Origin of the sequence: Saccharomonospora xinjiangensis XJ-54 (genome assembly GCF_000258175.1) — a bacterium.
Classification (GTDB): domain Bacteria; phylum Actinomycetota; class Actinomycetes; order Mycobacteriales; family Pseudonocardiaceae; genus Saccharomonospora; species Saccharomonospora xinjiangensis.
Genome location: NZ_JH636049.1, coordinates 2,527,485 through 2,547,051, shown reverse-complemented (window position 1 = coordinate 2,547,051; position 19,567 = coordinate 2,527,485). Strand labels below are relative to the sequence as shown.

At 68.1% G+C, this 19,567-nt stretch carries 20 protein-coding genes and 1 pseudogene; 15 read left to right on the top strand and 6 right to left on the bottom strand.

All coding sequences use genetic code 11. From position 1 onward, the window contains the following. Window positions 1-308: 308 nt before the first annotated feature. The gene (locus SACXIDRAFT_RS11245; protein WP_006238680.1) at window positions 309-599 is read right to left on the bottom strand and encodes a hypothetical protein; all 291 of its coding nucleotides are present in this window, start codon (window positions 597-599) and stop codon (window positions 309-311) included. 270 nt (window positions 600-869) lie between these two features. Between SACXIDRAFT_RS11245 and dusB the strand changes: the two genes are divergently transcribed. Together dusB and SACXIDRAFT_RS11235 are read left to right on the top strand one after the other, a co-directional pair. Further along, the gene (dusB, locus tag SACXIDRAFT_RS11240) at window positions 870-2,018 is read left to right on the top strand and encodes a tRNA dihydrouridine synthase DusB (RefSeq protein ID WP_006238679.1); all 1,149 of its coding nucleotides are present in this window, start codon (window positions 870-872) and stop codon (window positions 2,016-2,018) included. 73 nt (window positions 2,019-2,091) lie between these two features. Continuing rightward, the gene (locus SACXIDRAFT_RS11235; protein WP_006238678.1) at window positions 2,092-2,829 is read left to right on the top strand and encodes a winged helix-turn-helix transcriptional regulator; all 738 of its coding nucleotides are present in this window, start codon (window positions 2,092-2,094) and stop codon (window positions 2,827-2,829) included. An 889-nt stretch (window positions 2,830-3,718) separates the two neighbouring features. Here the strand turns inward: SACXIDRAFT_RS11235 and SACXIDRAFT_RS23310 are convergent. After that, window positions 3,719-4,063, bottom strand: coding sequence for a hypothetical protein (locus SACXIDRAFT_RS23310; protein ID WP_198284315.1), 345 nt, complete (start codon window positions 4,061-4,063; stop codon window positions 3,719-3,721). 253 nt (window positions 4,064-4,316) lie between these two features. Here SACXIDRAFT_RS23310 and SACXIDRAFT_RS11225 point away from each other — a divergent pair, with 253 nt between their 5' ends. The 6 genes from SACXIDRAFT_RS11225 (at window position 4,317) to pstB (ending at window position 10,861) form a co-directional block, all read left to right on the top strand. Beyond that, a complete protein-coding gene (locus SACXIDRAFT_RS11225) occupies window positions 4,317-5,891 on the top strand; it encodes an LCP family protein (protein WP_006238677.1) in 1,575 nt (524 codons plus the stop codon). A 5-nt stretch (window positions 5,892-5,896) separates the two neighbouring features. Beyond that, window positions 5,897-6,559 (top strand): phosphate signaling complex protein PhoU, encoded by a 663-nt coding sequence (gene phoU, locus SACXIDRAFT_RS11220; protein WP_006238676.1) that lies wholly within the window; start codon window positions 5,897-5,899, stop codon window positions 6,557-6,559. Between the two features lie 248 nt (window positions 6,560-6,807). After that, window positions 6,808-7,905 carry a phosphate ABC transporter substrate-binding protein PstS gene (gene pstS, locus SACXIDRAFT_RS11215; protein WP_006238675.1) on the top strand — a complete coding sequence of 366 codons (1,098 nt, stop codon included), beginning with the start codon at window positions 6,808-6,810 and terminating at the stop codon, window positions 7,903-7,905. A 119-nt stretch (window positions 7,906-8,024) separates the two neighbouring features. Beyond that, window positions 8,025-8,969 (top strand): phosphate ABC transporter permease subunit PstC, encoded by a 945-nt coding sequence (gene pstC / locus SACXIDRAFT_RS11210; protein ID WP_006238674.1) that lies wholly within the window; start codon window positions 8,025-8,027, stop codon window positions 8,967-8,969. Then, window positions 8,969-10,054 carry a phosphate ABC transporter permease PstA gene (gene pstA, locus SACXIDRAFT_RS11205; protein WP_006238673.1) on the top strand — a complete coding sequence of 362 codons (1,086 nt, stop codon included), beginning with the start codon at window positions 8,969-8,971 and terminating at the stop codon, window positions 10,052-10,054. Before pstC ends, pstA begins: the two co-directional genes overlap by 1 nt. A 27-nt stretch (window positions 10,055-10,081) precedes the next feature. Beyond that, window positions 10,082-10,861, top strand: coding sequence for a phosphate ABC transporter ATP-binding protein PstB (gene pstB / locus SACXIDRAFT_RS11200; RefSeq protein ID WP_006238672.1), 780 nt, complete (start codon window positions 10,082-10,084; stop codon window positions 10,859-10,861). Window positions 10,862-10,906: 45 nt separating this feature from the next. Here pstB and mshD read toward each other — a convergent pair whose 3' ends face one another. Genes mshD through SACXIDRAFT_RS11185 form a run of 3 tightly spaced genes read right to left on the bottom strand, consistent with a single transcriptional unit; the run spans window position 10,907 to window position 13,309 of the window. Then, complete coding sequence (gene mshD / locus SACXIDRAFT_RS11195; protein WP_006238671.1) at window positions 10,907-11,830, bottom strand: mycothiol synthase; 924 nt, start codon at window positions 11,828-11,830, stop codon at window positions 10,907-10,909. Window positions 11,831-11,857: 27 nt separating this feature from the next. Further along, window positions 11,858-12,538, bottom strand: a complete 681-nt coding sequence (locus tag SACXIDRAFT_RS11190) for an ABC transporter permease (protein ID WP_006238670.1) — start codon at window positions 12,536-12,538, stop codon at window positions 11,858-11,860. Between the two features lie 39 nt (window positions 12,539-12,577). After that, the gene (locus SACXIDRAFT_RS11185) at window positions 12,578-13,309 is read right to left on the bottom strand and encodes a winged helix-turn-helix transcriptional regulator (RefSeq protein WP_006238669.1); all 732 of its coding nucleotides are present in this window, start codon (window positions 13,307-13,309) and stop codon (window positions 12,578-12,580) included. A 213-nt stretch (window positions 13,310-13,522) separates the two neighbouring features. Here SACXIDRAFT_RS11185 and SACXIDRAFT_RS11180 point away from each other — a divergent pair, with 213 nt between their 5' ends. The 6 genes and pseudogenes from SACXIDRAFT_RS11180 (at window position 13,523) to SACXIDRAFT_RS11155 (ending at window position 17,485) form a co-directional block, all read left to right on the top strand. Beyond that, window positions 13,523-14,335 (top strand): LmeA family phospholipid-binding protein, encoded by an 813-nt coding sequence (locus SACXIDRAFT_RS11180; protein ID WP_006238668.1) that lies wholly within the window; start codon window positions 13,523-13,525, stop codon window positions 14,333-14,335. Between the two features lie 32 nt (window positions 14,336-14,367). Next, window positions 14,368-14,901 carry a thioredoxin family protein gene (locus SACXIDRAFT_RS11175; RefSeq protein WP_006238667.1) on the top strand — a complete coding sequence of 178 codons (534 nt, stop codon included), beginning with the start codon at window positions 14,368-14,370 and terminating at the stop codon, window positions 14,899-14,901. 120 nt (window positions 14,902-15,021) lie between these two features. Continuing rightward, window positions 15,022-15,343, top strand: a pseudogene (locus SACXIDRAFT_RS11170) (DUF4395 family protein). 61 nt (window positions 15,344-15,404) lie between these two features. Further along, on the top strand, window positions 15,405-16,244 hold the full coding sequence (locus tag SACXIDRAFT_RS11165; RefSeq protein WP_006238665.1) for a sulfurtransferase: 840 nt from the start codon (window positions 15,405-15,407) through the stop codon (window positions 16,242-16,244). Further along, window positions 16,241-16,546 (top strand): DUF1416 domain-containing protein, encoded by a 306-nt coding sequence (locus SACXIDRAFT_RS11160; RefSeq protein WP_006238664.1) that lies wholly within the window; start codon window positions 16,241-16,243, stop codon window positions 16,544-16,546. The genes SACXIDRAFT_RS11165 and SACXIDRAFT_RS11160 overlap by 4 nt, the downstream gene beginning before the upstream one ends. Window positions 16,547-16,870: 324 nt before the next feature. Continuing rightward, complete coding sequence (locus tag SACXIDRAFT_RS11155; RefSeq protein ID WP_006238662.1) at window positions 16,871-17,485, top strand: heme-binding beta-barrel domain-containing protein; 615 nt, start codon at window positions 16,871-16,873, stop codon at window positions 17,483-17,485. A 24-nt stretch (window positions 17,486-17,509) separates the two neighbouring features. On the opposite strand, the gene SACXIDRAFT_RS11150 is transcribed toward SACXIDRAFT_RS11155, so the two are convergent. Next, window positions 17,510-18,355, bottom strand: coding sequence for an aminodeoxychorismate lyase (locus tag SACXIDRAFT_RS11150; protein WP_006238661.1), 846 nt, complete (start codon window positions 18,353-18,355; stop codon window positions 17,510-17,512). A 49-nt stretch (window positions 18,356-18,404) separates the two neighbouring features. Here SACXIDRAFT_RS11150 and ygfZ point away from each other — a divergent pair, with 49 nt between their 5' ends. Continuing rightward, window positions 18,405-19,535, top strand: a complete 1,131-nt coding sequence (gene ygfZ, locus SACXIDRAFT_RS11145) for a CAF17-like 4Fe-4S cluster assembly/insertion protein YgfZ (protein ID WP_006238660.1) — start codon at window positions 18,405-18,407, stop codon at window positions 19,533-19,535. Window positions 19,536-19,567: the final 32 nt, after the last annotated feature.

Below are 19,567 nucleotides of genomic sequence, written 5' to 3'. Positions count from 1 at the left end.
GGTTCAGGGGTGGGGCCCGATAGTCACGATTGTGAGTTGGCCTTCCCCCGGCCCGTAGATCCACCATATGCGCCACGCCGAGGGCGTTCTATTCTCGACGTAGGACTCCCACAGCGTCGCACCCTCGGGACCAGGCACAGATTTGTCGTCGTGCGAATGCGACCCTGGATGCCGAGGTCCTTCCTGCTCCAGTAGCCGCAACGCCTTACGCACCTTTTTGAACTTCGACGCGAACTGCTGCTGAGATCGCAGGTCAACAATGACCTTCTCGGCTTCTGTCGTGAAAAGCAGTTCGAACGGCGGCGCACTCACACGTCGTCCTGATCGACATCCGTGGTTACCCAGGAAAACGGGCGCGCGGCGCCTTCAGCGGCCTCAGCCAGCCCACGGAACAGCGAGGCCCGCAATTCGGCGTTCTCCCAGACCAGCAACTCGCGCTTCGGGATGCTCACCAGCGGCGTGAGCAGAATCGCCCCGTCCGCGTTCACCGACACCGCGTACCGATCGTCTTTGTGCGCTCCGGCCTTTCCGATCGCCACGCGCGCACGTTCGTCGGCAGTCACCTCGGCCACCGGCCGGAAGTCGTCCAACGCGGTCATACCCGCCACCTCCACAGTCGTATGGAGGGGTTTACCCCGCGATAAATAGGTGGGCAATGCCCATTTTCCCCCGCCATCGCCGAGGCGGCGCCACAGGACTCGGGCGCGAGTTGGTCGGATCATGGACGGCGCGGCACGCCGGACGAATACGAGTTATCGAGGCGCGGCTGCCCGGATCGGTCACCGACCGGCTGACGCGGGCGGAGAAACTCCGTGAGGAAAGCCGTCCCGGTCGGCCCCCGACGGGGACGGCCGACACCACCGGCGACAATGGGAGACGTGACCGCGACCCTGCCCAAGCCCGCACTGAGGATCGGTCCCTACCAGGTCGATCCTCCGGTCGTGCTCGCTCCCATGGCCGGAATCACGAACGTCGCGTTCAGGCAGCTCTGTCAGGAGTACGGTGCCGGCCTCTACGTCTGCGAGATGATCACCGCTCGCGCCGTCGTGGAGCGGCACCCCGGAACCATGCACATGATGACCTTCGGGCCTGACGAGAAGCCCAGGTCCATGCAGCTCTACGGCGTCGATCCCACGACGATGCGCGAGGCCGTGAAGATCATTGTCGGGGAGGGCCTCGCCGACCACATCGACGCGAACTTCGGCTGCCCCGTCGCCAAGGTGACCCGCAAGGGCGGCGGGGCCGCGCTGCCGTACAAGCGGACGCTGTTCGCCAACATCGTGCGTGCGTCGGCCGAGGCAGCCGAGTCGGCTGGAGTGCCGTTCACGGTCAAGTTCCGGGTCGGCATCGACGACGACCACCACACGTTCCTCGACGCGGGCCGCATCGCCGAGGCCGAGGGCGCGGCCGCCGTGGCGCTGCACGCACGCACCGCAGCCCAGCGCTACTCGGGCAAGGCCGACTGGTCCCAGATCGCGCGGCTCAAGGAGGCGGTGACCAGCATCCCCGTGCTCGGCAACGGCGACATCTTCACCGCGCAGGACGCGCTGCGCATGGTGGCCGAGACCGGGTGCGACGGCGTCGTCGTCGGGCGTGGCTGCCTCGGAAGGCCGTGGCTGTTCGGCGAGCTTGAGGCCGCGTTCGCCGGAAGACCGATCCCGCAGGGGCCGAACCTCGGCGAGGTCGCCCGCGTGCTGCGCCGCCACGCGGAGCTGCTGGTGGAACACGACGGGCAGGGCAAGGCCATGCGCGACCTCCGCAAGCACATGGCGTGGTACTTCATGGGCTTCCCCGTCGGCTCGCAGCTACGGCGGAGGTTCGCGATGGTGTCGTCGCTGGACGAGCTTGACGAGCTGATCGCGCAGCTCGACCACGACGCGCCGTTCCCCACCGACGCACTCGGCCCCCGAGGTCGCCAGGGCTCGCCAGGCAAGGTCACCCTGCCGCACGGCTGGCTGGACGATCCCTACGACCCGTGCGTGCCCGAGGGCGCCGACGTGATGCATTCGGGCGGCTGAGCCACGGGGCCCTGTCCGCTTGCGAAATGCAAGCACGGTTCAGTCACGCCACGAGCGGAGTAGGATCCTGACCATGGGCCAGCGACGCTACGGGCAGTACTGCGGCCTCGCCAACGCCGCCGATCTCGTGGGTGAGCGGTGGACCCTGCTCATCATCCGCGACCTGCTCGTCGGCCCCAAACGGTTCACCGATCTCCGCAGAGGACTCGGCCGCATCCCCACCAACATCCTGTCCACCCGCCTGAAACGGCTCGAAGCCGACGGCCTCGTCCGCAGGAGAGTGCTGCCGAGGCCGTCGGGCTCGGTCGTCTACGAGCTGACGGACTACGGGCGCGATCTCGAAGAGGCCGTGTTCGCGCTCGGCCGGTGGGGCGCGAGGTCGCTCGGCGATCCCCGCGAGGGTGAGGTCGTCACCACCGACTCGCTCATCACCGCGTTGCGCGCGACGTTCCGGCCCGACCGCGCTCGCGGGCTCCGCCTCCTCGTCGAACTGCACGTGGCCGACGTCATCGTCACCGCGAAGATCGACGACGGCACGCTCGTCGTCTCCGAGGGTGGAGCCGATCGTACCGACATCACCGGTGCCCCTGATGCCCCCGATGCCCCCGATGCCGTGGTGCACACGGGGCCTGTGCTGCGTGCGCTTCTCGCGGGGGAAATCTCACCGTCGGACGCCGTGGCGCGGCGGCTGCTCACGGTGTCGGGCGACGCATCCGCGACGACGGTGTTCGGCAGGGTCTTCGTCATCGAAGCGGCGCCGGGAAGCCGAGTGGGGCTCGTGAATCACGTCCCAGCTCAGCACGGACAGTGAAACCGCACTGAGCCTTCCACGTGATGCAAGACACGCATCGGCACGCTCTGTCGAGAGCAACAGACGGATACGGCGACGCTGCGTAAAAAGTTCACGCCATGGTGTCGTCACAAACGGCGGATATCCGTACGATAACGAAAGCCGTCCTCGCGACGATCAACAAGCAGACGTGGGAGCCCCACAGGGCAACCTGAGCGAAGGGAGCGTGCGTGTCCGACGATCACGGCACTCCCGGCCTCACTTCTCAGGCTGAGGAATGGCGAGCACGCGCGCAGCGCAACCGCGAGGAAGCCGAGAGGAAGCGGCGCCGGGCGCTTGACACCCAGGGCGGCATCAGTGTCGCGGAGATGCTCGCCAGGCACGCCGCCGAGCGATCGGCTTCCGAGTCGAACGGCCGCACACGTCGTTCGAGGCAGCAGCGGCGCGCCGCCGAACGCGACGACCCGGTGACGCCGTCAGTATCACGGTACACAGTGGACGATCGGGTCGCTGTGGAAGCACTGGCGGACCTGCCTGCCGACCTGCCTGTCGAAGTGCCTGCCGCCGCACAGTCCCAGCACACCGCGGGACGGCACCCCCGGCAGGGACAGCCGGAATCACCGTCGCCGTCGTCCCGTCCCCGGCCGACGGAACGGCCACGTGGAGCCACACCGCCCGCCCCGCCGGGGTTCAGCCGCCGGGACTCCGGCCGCCCCGAGCCTGCTCGGCCGGAGCTGACCCGCCCCCGCCCTTCCCCCGTTGACGGTGGCGTCACGACCGGCGAACACCCACAGCCCCTCCAGCAGGGCGGCCCCGATCCGATGCGCTCGGGCCACTTCCCGATGCCCGACGTCGCGCTGGGCGAACCACCCCGGCATGTGCCCGTGCGTGGCGACGTTCCCGTTCCCGATCACCCACTGGCCGAACGCTCCGGCAGGTTCCCGACACCGCCGCCCCCGAACCGGCCTGCGCCGCCACCGAACCGGGGAATCCCGGCCACGCTCGACGCCCCGCCGGTCCGGCGAGGCGAGACCCCGCCCCCGCCCTCCCGCCTGCCCGAAGCGCCGCACCTCCGGCCACCGGCTTCCCCCGCACCACCGCCGGTGGCACCAGCGGCTTCCCTGGCGCCACCAGTGCCGCCTGCCCCGGCACCACCGCCTCCGCTGTCCCCGCCGAACGGCAACCCACTGCCCCCGAGGGTCCAGCAGACGACGCGGACCTCACCCGTGCCGCCTCCCGCTCCCTCGGCGCTCAACCCGCTCCCGCAGGCCGAACCGGAACCGCTTCCTTCAGCACCCGCTTCGATTCCTGTCGCGATGCCTGCTGCGGCGCCTGTCTCTCAGCCACTGTCGATCGAGGCTCCGATCCCTCACGCGCCGGCGCCCGCGTCCTCTGCCGCAGCACCTTCGGCCGACGCTCCGGTGCAGGCGAAACCCTCTGCTCCACCAAGGCCCCGGCGCAGGCCCGTGCCGGAGCCACCGGAACGGTCGCTCGAAGATCGCCTCACCATGACCGACCAGCTGGAGCCGGTCGATGACGCGACCAAGTACCGCAGGAAGATCGACGACTCGCTTGCCCGGTTCTCGGCAGCGCACGACGAACTCGAAGCAGAGGAACGCAAGAAGCGGCAGAAGCGCGCACGCCTCCTCGAACACACGATGACCGCGCTGCAACGAGTCGTGCCGGTCAGTTCGAAGTCGCCCCGGCGCGGCGGAGCCCGCAGCACCCACACCGACCCCGACGACGACGGGGAACCTGCACCGGCCGGTTCCTCTGAAGCCACGACGGTTTCCGACGTCTCAGACAACCCGGAGATCTCGGACAACCCGGAGATCCCGGACTTCCTGGAAGGCGGGGAGACCTCGGAGGTTTCCGAACCCGCCGAGGCCCCCGCACGGGGCAGGACGAGAAGCAGCCGCCGGGTGCTCGCCTCACGGGCGGGCGCTGTCGTCATCGCCACGTTCGTGTTCCTCGGCACCGGCTTCGGCTGGGGCGCCAAGACGTGGTTCGAGGCGCAGTTCAACGAGATCGCCGCGCTCGACGAGAACTCGGCGGACATCCGCAGGGCATCCGCACAGCTCGGCGACGAGAACTTCCTCATCGTGGGGTCCGACACGAGGGAGGGCGCGAGCGCCGACCCGAGCGTCGGAACGGCGGAGACGGTGGAGGGAGCCCGATCCGACACCGTGATGCTCGCGCACCTGCCGAAGGATCGGAAGCGCGCCGTCGTGATCTCGTTCCCCCGCGACCTCGAAATCTCCCGCCCCGAGTGCGCGCGGTGGAACTCGGCCACCGGCGAGTACGGCGAGATCGTTCCGCCAGCCGACGCGGTCAAGCTGAACTCCGCGTTCAACCTCGGTGGCCCGCGCTGCGTGACGAAGGTCATCCAGCAGATCTCCGGCATGCGCATCAACCACTTCGTCGGCATCGACTTCCAAGGCTTCAAGGGCATGGTGGACGCGGTCGGCGGGGTGACCGTGCACTTCACGGAACCCATGCGGGACGCAGAACTCGGGCTCATCGTCGCCGAAACCGGAGACGTGGTGCTCAAGGGAGACCAGGCGCTCAGCTACGTCAGAGCCCGCAAGGTCTACGGCGACCCGACGTTCTCCGACTACGGCAGGATGCAGCGGCAACAGCTGTTCCTCTCGTCACTGCTGAGCAAGGTGATGTCGAGCGAGGTGCTGCTCGACATGGGGAAGCTGTCCGGATTCGTCGAGGCGTTCGCGCAGTCCACGTTCGGCGAGAACATCGGCGTCGATCAGATGATCACGCTCGCTCAGTCGATGCGGGGCATGGACGCTGGCAAGGTCGCCTTCCTCACCATCCCCACCGTCGGGGAGGCCAACGATCGAGGCAACGAGGTGTTGCTGGAAGCCGACACCGACAAGCTGTTCGAGGCATTGATCGAGAACACCCCGCTTCCCGGCGAGGAACCCTCCGAGCAGGGCGGCGACGCCAATACGACAGCCAATCTGACGACGACCCAGCAGGCAGCACTGCCACGGCAAGGAAGGACGGTTCCGGTTCACGCGGGGTTCACCGAGCCGTACGGCAGGGGCGCTACCCCGCACGTAGAGTGAGCCTCATGCGCGAGGCTTACCACGTCGAACTCGAAAACCTGGCCACGAGACTGGCCGAAATGTCCGTCCAGGTGGCGGATGCCATGGAGCGGGCAACCAAAGCCATGCTGGAGTCGGACCTGGAGCTGGCCGAGCAGGTCATCAGCGACGACGCGCTCGTGGACGACGCTCGTGCCGACTGCGAGGAGCAGGCGTACGCACTGCTGGCCCTTCAGGCACCCGTGGCCACCGACCTGCGGATCGTGCTCGCCGCCATCCACGCGGCCGAGAGCCTGGAGCGGATGGGCGACCTCGCACTCCACGTCGCCAAAGCGGCGCGCCGCCGCCACCCCGATCCTGTGCTGCCCGACAGCGTGCGCCCGTACTTCGCCGATATGGGCAAGATCGCGGTGCGGCTGGCCCGCAGGGTCGAGCAGATCATCATGACCCGCGACGTCGAGGCCGCCCGCAGCCTGGAGATCGACGACGACCAGGTGGACGACATCCACCGCCACCTCTTCAGCGTGATCATGGACAAGAACTGGGAGCACGGTGTCGCCAGCGCCGTTGACGTGACCCTGCTCGGCCGCTTCTACGAGCGGTACGCCGACCACGCCGTGTCGGTGGCTCGCCGGATGGTGTTCGTGGTCACTGGACGTATGCCCGGCTACTCCACAGACGAGGCGTGAGCCACCCGAACGGGCGGTTGCCACGCACACCGAACGTCCATGTTTCGTACTGCTGCTAGCCCGTTCGGCGCTAACGCAACGTCACGTCCGTGTTATGTCGCCGTGATGTTCGCCGGATGTCCGGCTTCGTTCAGCTTCCGTTCACCAACGCTGTCCTGCCGCGTCACGTGGCGCCCATAGCGTCCAGCGTCGTGAGCATCCCCAGAGGTCGGCTGCGCCCGGCCTCCACCTTGCGGAAGAGGTCTACTGTGAAGCGTTACCCCCTGGGCCGCGTCATCGCCCTCCCGGCGGCTGCCGCGCTCACCCTCGGCATCGCGGCCTGCGGTTCGGCCAACGAGCAGGGCGGCGGGCAAGACGGCAACGGCTCGGGACTGTCGGGCACCATCTCCGGTGCCGGCGCCAGCTCGCAAGAGGCCGCGCAGAAGGCGTGGCAGGCCGGCTTCCTCGACAGCAACCCCGACGTGACGGTGAACTACGACCCCATCGGCTCCGGTGGCGGTCGTGAGCAGTTCGTCGGCGGCGGTTCCGACTTCGGTGGCAGCGACGCCTACCTCGACGACGAGGAGCTGGCGGGCGCCAAGGAGCGGTGCGGCGAGGTCGTGGAGATCCCGACCTACGTCTCGCCGGTCGCGGTGATCTTCAACGTCGAAGGTGTCAAGGAGCTGAACCTCAAGCCCGAGACCATCGCCAAGATCTTCAACCAGAAGATCAAGAAGTGGAACGACCCGGAGATCGCGGCCGACAACCCGGACGCCAAGCTCCCCGACCTCGCCATCACGCCGGTCAACCGCTCCGACGAGTCCGGCACCACGGAGAACTTCGTCGAGTACCTGAAGGCCGCCGCGGGTGACGACTGGCCGCACGAGGTCAGCGGCGACTGGCCGGTCAAGGGTGGCGAGGCCGCCCAGGGCACCTCGGGCGTCGTCCAGGCCGTCACCAACGGCAACGGCACCATCGGCTACGCCGACGCGAGCCAGGCAGGCGACCTCGGCACGGTGAAGGTCGGCGTCGGTGACGATTTCGTCGCCTACTCGCCGCAGGCCGCCGCCAAGGTGCTCGAGGTCTCGGAGCGCATCGAGGGTCGTGGCGACCACAGCTTCGCCTACGACCTGGCTCGCGACACCACCGAGGAGGGCACCTACCCCATCGTCCTGGTCTCGTACGCTCTGGCCTGCACCAACTACGATGACCCCGCGAAGGCCGACCTCGTGAAGGCGTACTTCAACTACATGATCAGCCCCGAGGGGCAGCAGGCTTCGGCGGACAACGCCGGTTCCGCCCCCATCTCCGACGCGCTGCGCAAGGAGATCCAGCCCGCCGTTGACGCGATCGGCTCGGGTAGCTGACGCTGACAACCGCACGCCGTCCGGGTGGTCACCACAACAGGTGACCACCCGGTCCGGCGTGTTACCTGTCGTGGAATGCGCCGTGCGGGCACCGCGACAAGCACAAGAAGGGATGGCAATTGCCCAGCACAGCGGAAGGGCCGCGCACGCGCAAAGTGCCGCTGCGCCCAGGTGACCGCATCTTCGCTGGCGCCTCCACAGGCGCGGGTGTCCTAATCCTCGTCGTACTCGCGGGTGTCGCGGCGTTCCTCCTCGTCGAGGCATGGCCCGCGCTCGTCGCGCCGGCCGAGGACATCCCCGACGGCGAGGGACTCGCCCTCTACATCTGGCCACTGCTGTTCGGCACGCTGATCTCGGCGGTGTTCGCCCTGGTCATCGCGGCGCCGCTGGCGGTGGCCATCGCGCTTTTCGTGACCTACTACGCCCCGCGCCGCCTCGCTCAGGTGCTCGGGTACGTGATCGACCTGCTCGCCGCCGTGCCGAGCATCGTCTACGGCCTGTGGGGGTTCAACCAGCTCGCTCCGCTGACGGTGGAGCCGACGGGATGGCTCGCGGAGAATCTCGGCTTCATCCCGCTCTTCGAGGGACCGCCGTCCGCCACCGGCCGCACCATGCTCGTCGCCATCATCGTCCTCGCCGTGATGATCCTGCCGATCATCACGGCCGTCGTGCGTGAGGCGTTCCGGCAGACGCCGAGGCTGCACGAGGAGGCGTCGCTCGCGCTGGGCGCCACCCGCTGGGAAATGATCAAAATGGCGGTGTTGCCGTTCGGCAGGTCGAGCATCATCGGCGGGTCCATGCTGGGCCTCGGCCGTGCGCTCGGCGAGACCATGGCCGTCGCCATCGTGCTCTCGGTGTCCGGCGGTGTCACCTTCAATCTGATCGGCACAGGCAACCCGGGGACGATCGCGGCCAACATCGCGTTGCAGTTCCCCGAGTCCACGGGCATCTCCGTCAACACGCTGATCGCCTCCGGTCTGGTGCTCTTCGCGCTCACCCTGGTCGTGAACATGGCCGCTCGCGCGGTGATCGAGCGCCGCAAGGAATTCTCGGGAGCCAACTGATGTCCAGTCCGACACCTACTCCCGAACGCACGGACCTCCACACACCACTGTCCGGCGTGCCCCTCACCCACGGCCAGCTCCCGAAGTTCGGCCCATGGGCCGTTCTGGTGCTCGCGCTGCTCGCCGGTGTCGGCCTCTGGCGGTTCGCCGAGTGGAACATCGCGGGCGCGGCCATCGTCGCAGCCGTCGGCTACGCCGTCCTGGTCTATGTGTGGGCCCGCTCGGTCGAGGGCGCGCGCAAGGCCAAGGACAGGCTGGTCACAGCCGTCGTCACGGGCGCCTTCCTGCTCGCCCTCCTCCCGCTGATCTCCGTTGTGATCACCGTGGTCTCGAAGGGCATGGCCCGCTTCGACACCGAGTTCTTCTCGTACTCGATGCGCGGTGTCCTCGGCGAGGGCGGCGGCGTGTACCACGCCATCATGGGCACGCTGATCATCACCGCGCTCGCCACGGTGATCTCGGTGCCCGTCGGGATGCTCACCGCCATCTACCTCGTGGAGTACGGGAAGGGCAAGCTCGCCAAGGCGATCACGTTCTTCGTTGACGTGATGACCGGCATCCCCTCGATCGTGGCCGGTCTGTTCGCCTACGCCCTCTTCGCACTGATCTTCGGACCCGGTGTGCGCATGGGCATCATGGGCGCCATCGCGTTGAGCGTGTTGATGATCCCGGTCGTCGTGCGATCGACGGAGGAGATGCTCAAGCTCGTGCCCAACGAGCTTCGCGAGGCGTCGTACGCGCTCGGGGTGCCGAAATGGCGCACTATCCTGAAGGTGGTGCTGCCGACCGCACTGGCCGGTATCGCCACCGGTGTCACGCTCGCCATCGCGAGGGTCATCGGTGAGACCGCTCCGTTGCTGGTGACGGTGGGCATCACCACGAGCGACAACTTCGACCCGTTCGACGGCCGGATGGCCACGTTGCCCGTCTTCTCGTACTACCAGTACGTGGCCCCGGGCACGCCACCCGGCCCCTCGCTCGATCGGGCCTGGGCAGCGGCGCTGCTGCTCATCATCATCGTGATGGCGCTCAACCTCCTCGCCCGGCTCATCTCCCGACTGTTCGCACCGAAGACCCGCGGCTGAAGCGGCGACACCTGGATAGGAAGCACTGTGGCAAAGCGCATCGAGGTCAAGGACCTCGACATCTACTACGACAAGTTCCTCGCCGTGCAGGGCGTGTCGATGACGATCCAGCCACGGTCGGTCACCGCGTTGATCGGTCCCTCCGGCTGCGGCAAGTCCACGTTCCTGCGCACGCTCAACCGCATGCACGAGCTCGTGCCGAACGCGCGGGTGGAGGGCCAGGTCTTCATGGACGACCAGGACCTCTACGCGCCGAACGTGGACCCCGTGCGGGTGCGCACCCAGATCGGTATGGTCTTCCAGCGGCCGAACCCGTTCCCCACGATGTCGATCTACGACAACGTGGCGGCTGGGCTGAAGCTCAACAACAAGAAGATGAAGCGCTCCGAGCTGGACGACGTCGTCGAGCAGTCGCTTCGCTCCGCCAACCTGTGGAACGAGGTCAAGGACCGGCTCAACAAGCCGGGTTCGGGCCTTTCCGGCGGTCAGCAGCAGCGGCTCTGCATCGCGAGGGCCATCGCGGTGCAGCCGGACGTCCTGTTGATGGACGAGCCGTGCTCGGCGCTCGACCCGATCTCCACACAGGCCATCGAGGACCTGATGCTGGAGTTGAAGTCGAACTACACGATCGTGATCGTGACGCACAACATGCAGCAGGCCGCCAGGGTGAGTGACGCGACCGGGTTCTTCAACCTCAAGGGTGTCGGCCAGCCCGGCGAGCTGGTCGAGATCGACGAGACGACCAAGATCTTCTCGACGCCGCAGAACAAGGCGACGGAGGACTACATCTCCGGCCGCTTCGGCTGAGGGACACCGCGGCGCGAGGGTCGTGGGCGGGGCCAACGGCCTCGCTCACGACCCTTTCTCGTACTGGACGTCGGTCTCGACGGTGGAGAAACCCAGCTTCCGGTAGACGGCGACGGCGGGAGCGTTGTCCCCCTCGACGTAGAGAATGATCCGGCCGAGGCCGAGGTCGCGGAGGTGCCGCAGCCCGGCGAGGGTCAGCGCCTTGCCGAGCCCGCCGCCCTGTGCGTCGGGATCGACGCCGACGACGTACACCTCGCCGACAGGGAGCCCCCCAAATCGCTTGGGGTTGGCCGGATGCACCTTGGTCCAGTGGAAACCGATCACGCGGCCGTCGCCGTTCTCGGCGAGGAAGAAGCCGTTCGGGTCGAACCAGCTCTCCCGCTGCGCCGCCAGCAGCGCTTCCACGTCGAAGGCACTCTGTTCGGGGTGCCAGTCGAACGCCCTCGCGTTCACGTCGATGACGGCCTGTTCGTCTCGGCCGGGGACGAACGTCCGAAGCCGCACGCCTGAGGGAAGTTCCGGCTCAGGCCACTCGTGCTCGGCCGACGACGCCCCCATGACGAGCAGTTCCCGAACCCGCTTCAGAGAGAACCGCTCGGCGAGCCTCGCCGCGGCCGGGTGGTCACCGTGCGCCCACACGCGCAGCGCTCCCGTGGCCGCGCGCAGAACCTCCGCGAGAACCTCCGTTCCGTGGCCCTGCCGCCGGTGGGCGGGATGCACGATCAGCTCGGCGACCTTCCTGCCGAATGCGTCGCCCTGGACATCGACGTGCGCGTATGCCGCCAACGAGCCGGAGGAGCCGTCGCCGACGCGGCACAGCAGGTGTCGCGGGCCTGCGAACTCACCGGGCAGCGAGCCACCCGGCTCGATGTCGGGCCTGCCGTCCGTCTCGCGGGCGGCCAGCAGCAGCCCCCGCACGTCATCGTCCTGCTCGTCGGTCAGCTCGTCGGCCCACACGAAGTCGCGCATGATCTCACCCTAGCCGTGCGGACGCCGTCAGCGGGACGGCACGAACCGCAGGTGCGGACGCCGCCTCAACCGCAGGGCGAACGCAGCCGCGACGACGAGCAGGAGCGCCACCGTGCAGAACGCTCCGTGCGCTAGTCCCCGCAGCAGGTACGCCTCGTCCACGCCATCGACGGCGTAGGTCGCGATCTCCCTGCTGAACCAGAACGGCAGCGCCTTCGCCAGTGAGGTCGCCGGGTCGGCCATCATCTGCAAGCCGGTCACGGCGAGCAGGATGAGTGTGCCTTCCAATTCCCGGGGCAGCACCGCGCTGAGGGCGAGCCCGAACGGCGCCGAGACGAGCACGGTGATCGCCATGATGAGAGCGACGGGACCGTGCCGGACATCGGGCTGGTCCACGACGATCAGCAGGAAGTACGGCGCGGAGAGGACGACGCCGAGAAGCCACAGCGCCCCGAGCCTGCCGAGGTAGAGATGATGGCTGCGGTAACCCGAAAGGCGCAGTCGCGGCTCGATAGGTCTGCTGGAGTTGCCCGCGAACAACGCGGCCGTGCTCAGAGCCCAGCCGAGGCCGAGGCAGACGAAGCGGATCGACTGGCCGAGGTGGTCCCCACGCCTGCTGAGGTAGAACGCCAGCGGCAGAAGCAGCAGGATCACCAGCACCGAACGGCGCCGCAGAACCTCCCGCAGGGCCGTCTCGGCGGAAGCCACCCCGCCTCGAAGACGAGATGGCTTCGGCGGTCCGGGGCTTCAGCGAGGGATCAGCTCCTGCGCCTCATCGGCGAACCCAGACACCTTCGCGGCCTTGGCCGGGCGTTCGAACTTGTAGCCCACGTTGCGCACGGTGCCGATCATCTGCTCGTGCTCGGGGCCGAGCTTGGCCCGGAGGCGGCGGACGTGGACGTCCACCGTCCGCGTGCCGCCGAAGAAGTCGTAGCCCCACACCTCCTGGAGCAGCTGCGCCCTGGTGAACACGCGCCCCGCATGCTGCGCGAGGTACTTCAGCAGCTCGAACTCCTTGTACGTCAGTTCGAGCGTGCGCTTACGAAGCCGTGCGGTGTAGGTGCCCTCGTCGATCACCAGGTCACCGACCCTCAGTTCGGCTTCGGCCACAGCCGAGGCACCCTCGCGGGTGGTGACCAGCCTCAATCGAGCATCCAGCTCGGCGGGGCCCGCTGAGGGGAGCACAATGTCATCGGTGTGCCACTCGGAGTTCACGGTCACGAGCCCGCCTTCGCCGACCACCGCGATCACCGGGGTCGAGCTGTCCGCCCCCTGGGAACTACTGAGCAGCCTGCACAGGCTCTTGGCCGAAGCGAGGTCGCTGCGCGCGTCAACGACGACGACGTCGCAGTGCCCGGCGTCGAGGACGGCGGTGACCTCCGGCGCGCGGACCCGTACCGTATGCGGCAGCAGTTCGAGTGCGGGGAGGACGGACGTGGCTCGCTGTTCCGGGGTCAGTACCAACAGGTCCAGGCTCATGGCCACCACCTCGCGCAGGCATTCGCGTCGGACACCGAAACGATGTCCCGGTTCGATCGAGAATAGTGCCGACTCCTGCGGCCACAGCGGTTCTGGAACCGGCATCACACCAATTCGGGGCCGGTGAAACATGCTTTTAACAGAACGGATGTGATTGTGAACACCGCGGTAACCGAGAGGGCGCAGTCGAGCGGGACAAGGGGCCGACGTCGGGTGAAGCGCATCGTGATCGTGCTTGTGGTGCTGCTGGGACTCCTGGTTGGCGCCGACTTCGCCGCGGCGACCTTCGCCGAACACACGGTGTCACAAAAGGCTCGCGAACAACTCGATCTCGATCAGGACCCCGCTGTGGAAATCCACGGGTTCCCGTTCGCCACACAGGCATTGTCGGGCGAATACGGTCACATCGGTATCAGTGCGAACGGCGTGCGGGTGCAGGAGTTGCAGGACATCACCGTGCGTGCCGATCTTCACGACGTCACCGCGCCACTGTCCGACCTCACCTCAGGCAACGTAAACGGCGTCGAGATCGGCAGGCTCGCCGGTGAGATCACGCTGAAGGCCAGCGACATCGCCAGGGTCGCCCCGCTGACGAACATCGACGACCTGAGCATCGAACCGTCGTCGAAGGCGTACGTGCTGCACGGCGAGGGTGTGGACGCCGAGGAGCAGGCGCAGACCGAGCAGGACAGCGACGAATCGACCGCCGGTGTGCGCCTTTCCGGCAAGGTGGACATCGCGGGCGAACGCATCGAGATCTTCGCCTTCGCCATGATCGAGTTGGACGGCACGACGATCCGCATCACACCGCATCGCCTCCAGTTCGGCAACGACAAGGAGACCACCGTGGTGCCCGACGAGGTGCAGCGTGCGCTGCTGCCGAACTTCGAGGCCGACATCAACGCGGGTGACATGCCGTTCACGGTGACGCCGACCGCGATCAGGGTGGAGTCCGGCTCGCTGACGCTGCACGGCGAGGCCGAAAACGTCACGTTCGCGGGTGTCGCCGGCGCCGTCGGCGGCTGAACGGCCGCAAGAACTGTCGTGACCGAACTGTCGTGACCGGCATTCTCGTGCTCGCGGGCACGCTCACCGTCGGCGTGCTCGCGGGCGCTCTGCTGTCCCTGCGCAACGGGAGGATCCGCCGCCCCACCATGTTATCGGCAACACCGTCGGAATTCTCCGAACCGTCGGCGACTCCTGCCACAGAGCACGAGCACCGGCCGAACCGGCTCCCCGCCGCCGTCGCCGACCTGCTCGCCCCCGACGCTGTCACGCTCGTGCAGTTGTCCAGCACCTTCTGCGCACCGTGCCGCCACGCCCGCGCCGTGCTGTCCACGGTCGCGGCGGGCACCGAGCGACTCAGGCACGTCGAACTCGACCTCACCGAACGGCCGGAGGTCGCCGAGGCACTGCGGGTGCTGCGCACACCCACCACGATCGCGTTCGAGGCTGACGGCACCGAGTTGCTGCGGGTCGGCGGTGTGCCGAAGCTCGCAGCGCTACGGAAGGCCCTTGAGCCACACGTCGCGTCTCACAGGATGAACACGCTTCCCCACGAGGTGTCCGGATCAGTACCCTCGGGCTCGTGACGAGGCTGCCGCTCTACCTCCTGACGCAACGGCGCGCCGTTGACCTGTGCCGCGTGCGGAGCAGCCTGTGTCCTTCGGCGAGCTCAAGCGGAAGCCTGCGGTCGGCGTATCGGAGGTGAGATGTCCGCAGGAGGAGCCGTGGACCCGCGTGGCCCCCGGTTCGCCGCCTCGGTAACCACCGCGGTCCTCGCGATCGTCCTGATCACCGAGTGGCGGTCACTGCCGGCAGCACTGACCATCGTGTTCGCCGTCGGGGCCTTCGCGGGCCTGAGCCTTGCCCTGTACTCGGTGCCCTACCGCGCACTGATCACACCAAGACTGCGGCCCGCCACCGCCCTCGCCTCGCTCGCCGCGTTCCTCAACGCTCGCGTTCGGCTTCTGTCTCGGTTGCGAGGTGTATCCGCTGCTGCGACGGGTCACACCACGAACCAGGCGCACCTGACGGGGTCGAGTAGTGATCCCCTCGCCCAGTTTTTCCCGAAGAGAAGGAAGTGAGTGCCGTCATGAGCCGTGAAGACGTCCTGGTCACCGCCGACTGGGCCGAGGAGAACCTCGACACGCCCGGAATCGTGTTCGTCGAGGTTGACGAGGACACCACCGCCTACGACGGTGGCCACATCCCCGGCGCCGTCAAGATCGACTGGAGGGACGAGCTCCAGGACCCCGTGCGGCGTGACTTCGTCGATCGCAAGGGCTTCGAGGAGCTGATGTCCGCGAAGGGCATCGCGAACGACGACCTCGTGATCCTCTACGGCGGCAACAACAACTGGTTCGCCGCCTACGCGTACTGGTACTTCAGGCTGTACGGCCACGAAGCGGTGAAGCTGCTGGACGGCGGGCGCAAGAAGTGGGAACTCGACGGCCGCGCGCTGTCCGCCGACGAGGTGCGCCGCGCGCGCACCGACTACACGGCGAAGGAGCAGGACCACTCGCTGCGGGCGTTCCGCGACGAGGTCGTGCAGGCGATCGGCACGAAGAACCTCGTGGACGTCCGCTCGCCCGACGAGTTCTCGGGCAAGCTGCTCGCCCCCGCACACCTGCCGCAGGAGGCCGCGCAGCGTGGCGGCCACATCCCGAGTGCGATCAACGTGCCGTGGTCGAAGGCCGCCAACGAGGACGGCACGTTCAAGTCGGCGGAGGAGTTGGAGCAGCTGTACAAGGAGGCAGGGCTCGACACCTCCAAGCCGACCATCGCGTACTGCCGCATCGGCGAGCGGTCGAGCCACACGTGGTTCGCACTGCACGAGCTGATCGGCCTTTCGGACGTGAAGAACTACGACGGCTCGTGGACCGAGTACGGTTCGCTGGTCGGCGTGCCTGTCGAGACGGGAGAGCAGCGATGACGGACAGTTGCGGAGCACCGGAGCAGACGGCGACCTCGGCCGACGAGGACACGCGAGGGCAGGTCGTCGTGGCTGGCAGGGTGACAGGAGCCGAAGGCCCGCTCGGCGGCGCCTACGTTCGCCTGCTCGACTCGGCAGGCGAGTTCACCGGCGAGGTGCAGGCGTCGCAGGACGGCGACTTCCGGTTCTACGCCGCGCAGGGTGCGTGGACGGTGCGGGCCCTGCACCGGAAGGGCAACGGTGAGGCGAGTGTGCGGGCCGATGGACCCGGCGTGCACAAGGTGGACATCACTGTCGGCTGAGCCGGCGAAAAGGCGCGGGGCCGCTCACTCATCGAGTGGTGGGCGGCCGTGTGTCGGGGCTCTCAGGGACCGGTCGGATGGCGAGCCTCGCTCGCGGGTTATCCTTCGGCCGTGGAGATTATCTTTACGACCCTGCTGGTGCTGGCCGCCGTCGCGACCGTGTGGTTCAGCGGCTACGTCGTGTACCGCCTGTACTCCGACCAGCGCTGAGTCACGACCGGCACGGCCTGACCACAGCCCGCGACACCGGGCGGCACTGACCGGAACCGGCCGCGCTCACCCGATCGCCATCGACCGACTCCCGAGACAGCGAGCCACGACGTCATGACAAGCGGCGACGACGCTATCCGGGCTGCCGCGGAGCGAGCCGAGAAGACGGCCCACCGCAACGTGCCGCAGTTCGACGACCTGCCCATCCCCGGCGACACCGCGAACCTGCGGGAAGGCGCCGAGTTGAACGAAGCCTGCCTGGCGCTGCTCCCGCTCGTCGGCGTCTGGCGTGGCGAGGGTGAGGTCAGCTATCCCACGCTCGACCGCACCTACCGCTTCGCGCAGCAGCTCACCATCGCCCACGACGGCAGGCCGTTCCTCCACCACGAGTCGCGGACGTGGCTGCTCGACGACAACGGTGACGTGCTTCGCCTCGCCGCGCGTGAGACGGGCTGGTGGCGTCCACAGCCGGACGACACGATCGAACTCCTCCTGGCCCACTCCACCGGCATCGTCGAGTTGTACTACGGAAGGCCGAAGAGCCAGACGGCGTGGGAACTCGGCACGGACGCCGTCGTGCGGTCCGCCAGCGCCAAGGAGGTCACCGCCGCGAAGAGGCTGTACGGCCTCGTCAACAACGGTGACCTCGGCTGGGTCGAGGAACGCGCGATGGTGGGGCAGCCGATGACCCCGCACTGCTCCGCGCTGCTCCAGCGCGTCGTCGGCTGAGGCCGGTCGGCCGACACCTCTCCCTCAGTACTGCGCCTCGTAGGCGTCGCACAGTTCGCGGTGGATGGCCGTCGAGTCGGCCAGCCGCGTGCCGTCGAGCGTGTGGACCCTCGTCACCTTCCGCACCGACGACACCAGGAACAACCCGTCGGCGGTCAAGAGTTCGTCGGCAGGGATGTTCTCGATCTTCACGGCCCAGCCTGCCGACTCCGCGGCCCTGAACACGGCACGCTGCGTGGTGCCGGGCAGGATGCCGACCGTGGGCGGCGGCGTGTACAGCGTCCGCCCCTTGGCGAGGACGACGGTGGAGGTCGGTCCTTCGAGCACAGAGCCGTCCGTTGCGGTGAAGACGACGTCGTCGGCTCCCCGCCGGGCGGCCTCGCGCAGAGCGGCGAGGTTCACGGCGTACGACAGTGTCTTGGCGCCGAGCAGAAGCCACGGAGCCCGCTCCACGACCTCAGGCCCGAACCCGCGATCGAGACTCACCACGGCGATACCTTCGGCCCTGGCCCTCTTGACCTTGTCGTCGATGTCCATGCCCAGCGCGTAACAGAAGGGCTCGGCGTCCGGGTCGCCCTCGGAGCCCCGGGTGTAGACGAGCTTGACGGCGATCTCCGGCGATCCATCCCAGTTGTCGATCACCTGCTGCACCGCGTGCTCCCACGCGGTGAGGTCGGGCTCGGGGAGGTCGAGCATCGCCGCCGAGCGCGCGAGCCGGTCGAGGTGAGGGCCGAGTTCCCTCGGCCGACCGTCCACGACGAGGACCGTTTCGAAGATGCCGTCGCCTCGCAGGACTCCGGTGTTGTCCACCCGGATGTACGGCTGGGCGGGGTCTCCGAGTGTGCCGTCGAGAAAGGCCAATACGCGCATGGCACCACCGTACTCACCGGCCGTATGCGATCCAGCCTACGATCGGAGTATGGCGTATGAGTCTCCGCTGCTGAGGCGTCCCGGCGCCGTCGCACCTCCCGACGACCATCCCGATGCCGGCGTGCCATGGCACTGGGGTGATCCGTTCGCCGAGCAGCGCACCGCCACACGCGGCGTGGCCGTCGTCGATCGGTCACACCGGCAGATCATCACGGTGACCGGCGAGGAACGGCTCTCGTGGCTGCACCTGGTGATCTCCCAGCACGTCACGGGGCTCCGCGACGGCGAGGGCACCGAGGCGCTCGTGCTCGACAGCCAGGGCCGTATCGACGCGCACCTCGTCCTCGCCCACATCGGCGAGAAGGTCTTCCTCGACACCGATCCCGGCGCCACGGCCACCACGGCGTTGCCGAAGGGCGGCGAGAAGCAGACACTGCTCGAATACTTCGAAGCCATGAAGTTCTGGTCGAAGGTCGAGATCCTCGACGCGACCGATGACTGGGCGATGCTGACCCTCCTCGGCCCTGAGGTGCCCTCGCTGCTCGCCCGGTTCGGCATCGAACTCGGCACAGGCCCGTACGCGGTGGCGCGGTTCGAAGGAGGGGTCGCAAGGCGGATGCCGTGGCCTGGACCGTCGAGTGTGGACCTGCTGATTCCGAGGCAGCAACTCGGCGAATGGTGGACGAGACTCACCGACGCCGGAGCGCGTCCCGCGGGTTCGTGGGCATTCGACGCCCTGCGCGTCGAGTCGCTGCGCCCGAAGCTGGGCGTGGACACCGACGAGCGCACCATTCCGCACGAGGTCAACTGGATCGGCTCGGCCGCCCACGTCGCCAAGGGCTGCTACCGGGGGCAGGAGACCGTCGCGAAGGTGCACAACGTCGGCAAGCCACCCCGCACCATGGTGCTGCTGCACCTCGACGGCTCGCAGGAGATCTACCCCGAGACCGGCGACCCCGTGCGACTCGGCGAGCGCACCGTCGGACGCGTGGGCAGCGTGGCGCAGCACCACGAACTCGGCCCGATCGCTCTCGCGCTGCTCAAACGCTCCACACCGATGGACGCCGAGCTGACCGCGGGCGACACCGACCGCACCGCTGCGGCATCGGTGGACCCCGATTCCGTCCCGAGGGAGCACACCGCGCCGGGCAGAGAGGCAGCGCAACGTCTGCGAGGCTGACTCGATCGTTGCACTGGTGCATTCCACCGTCG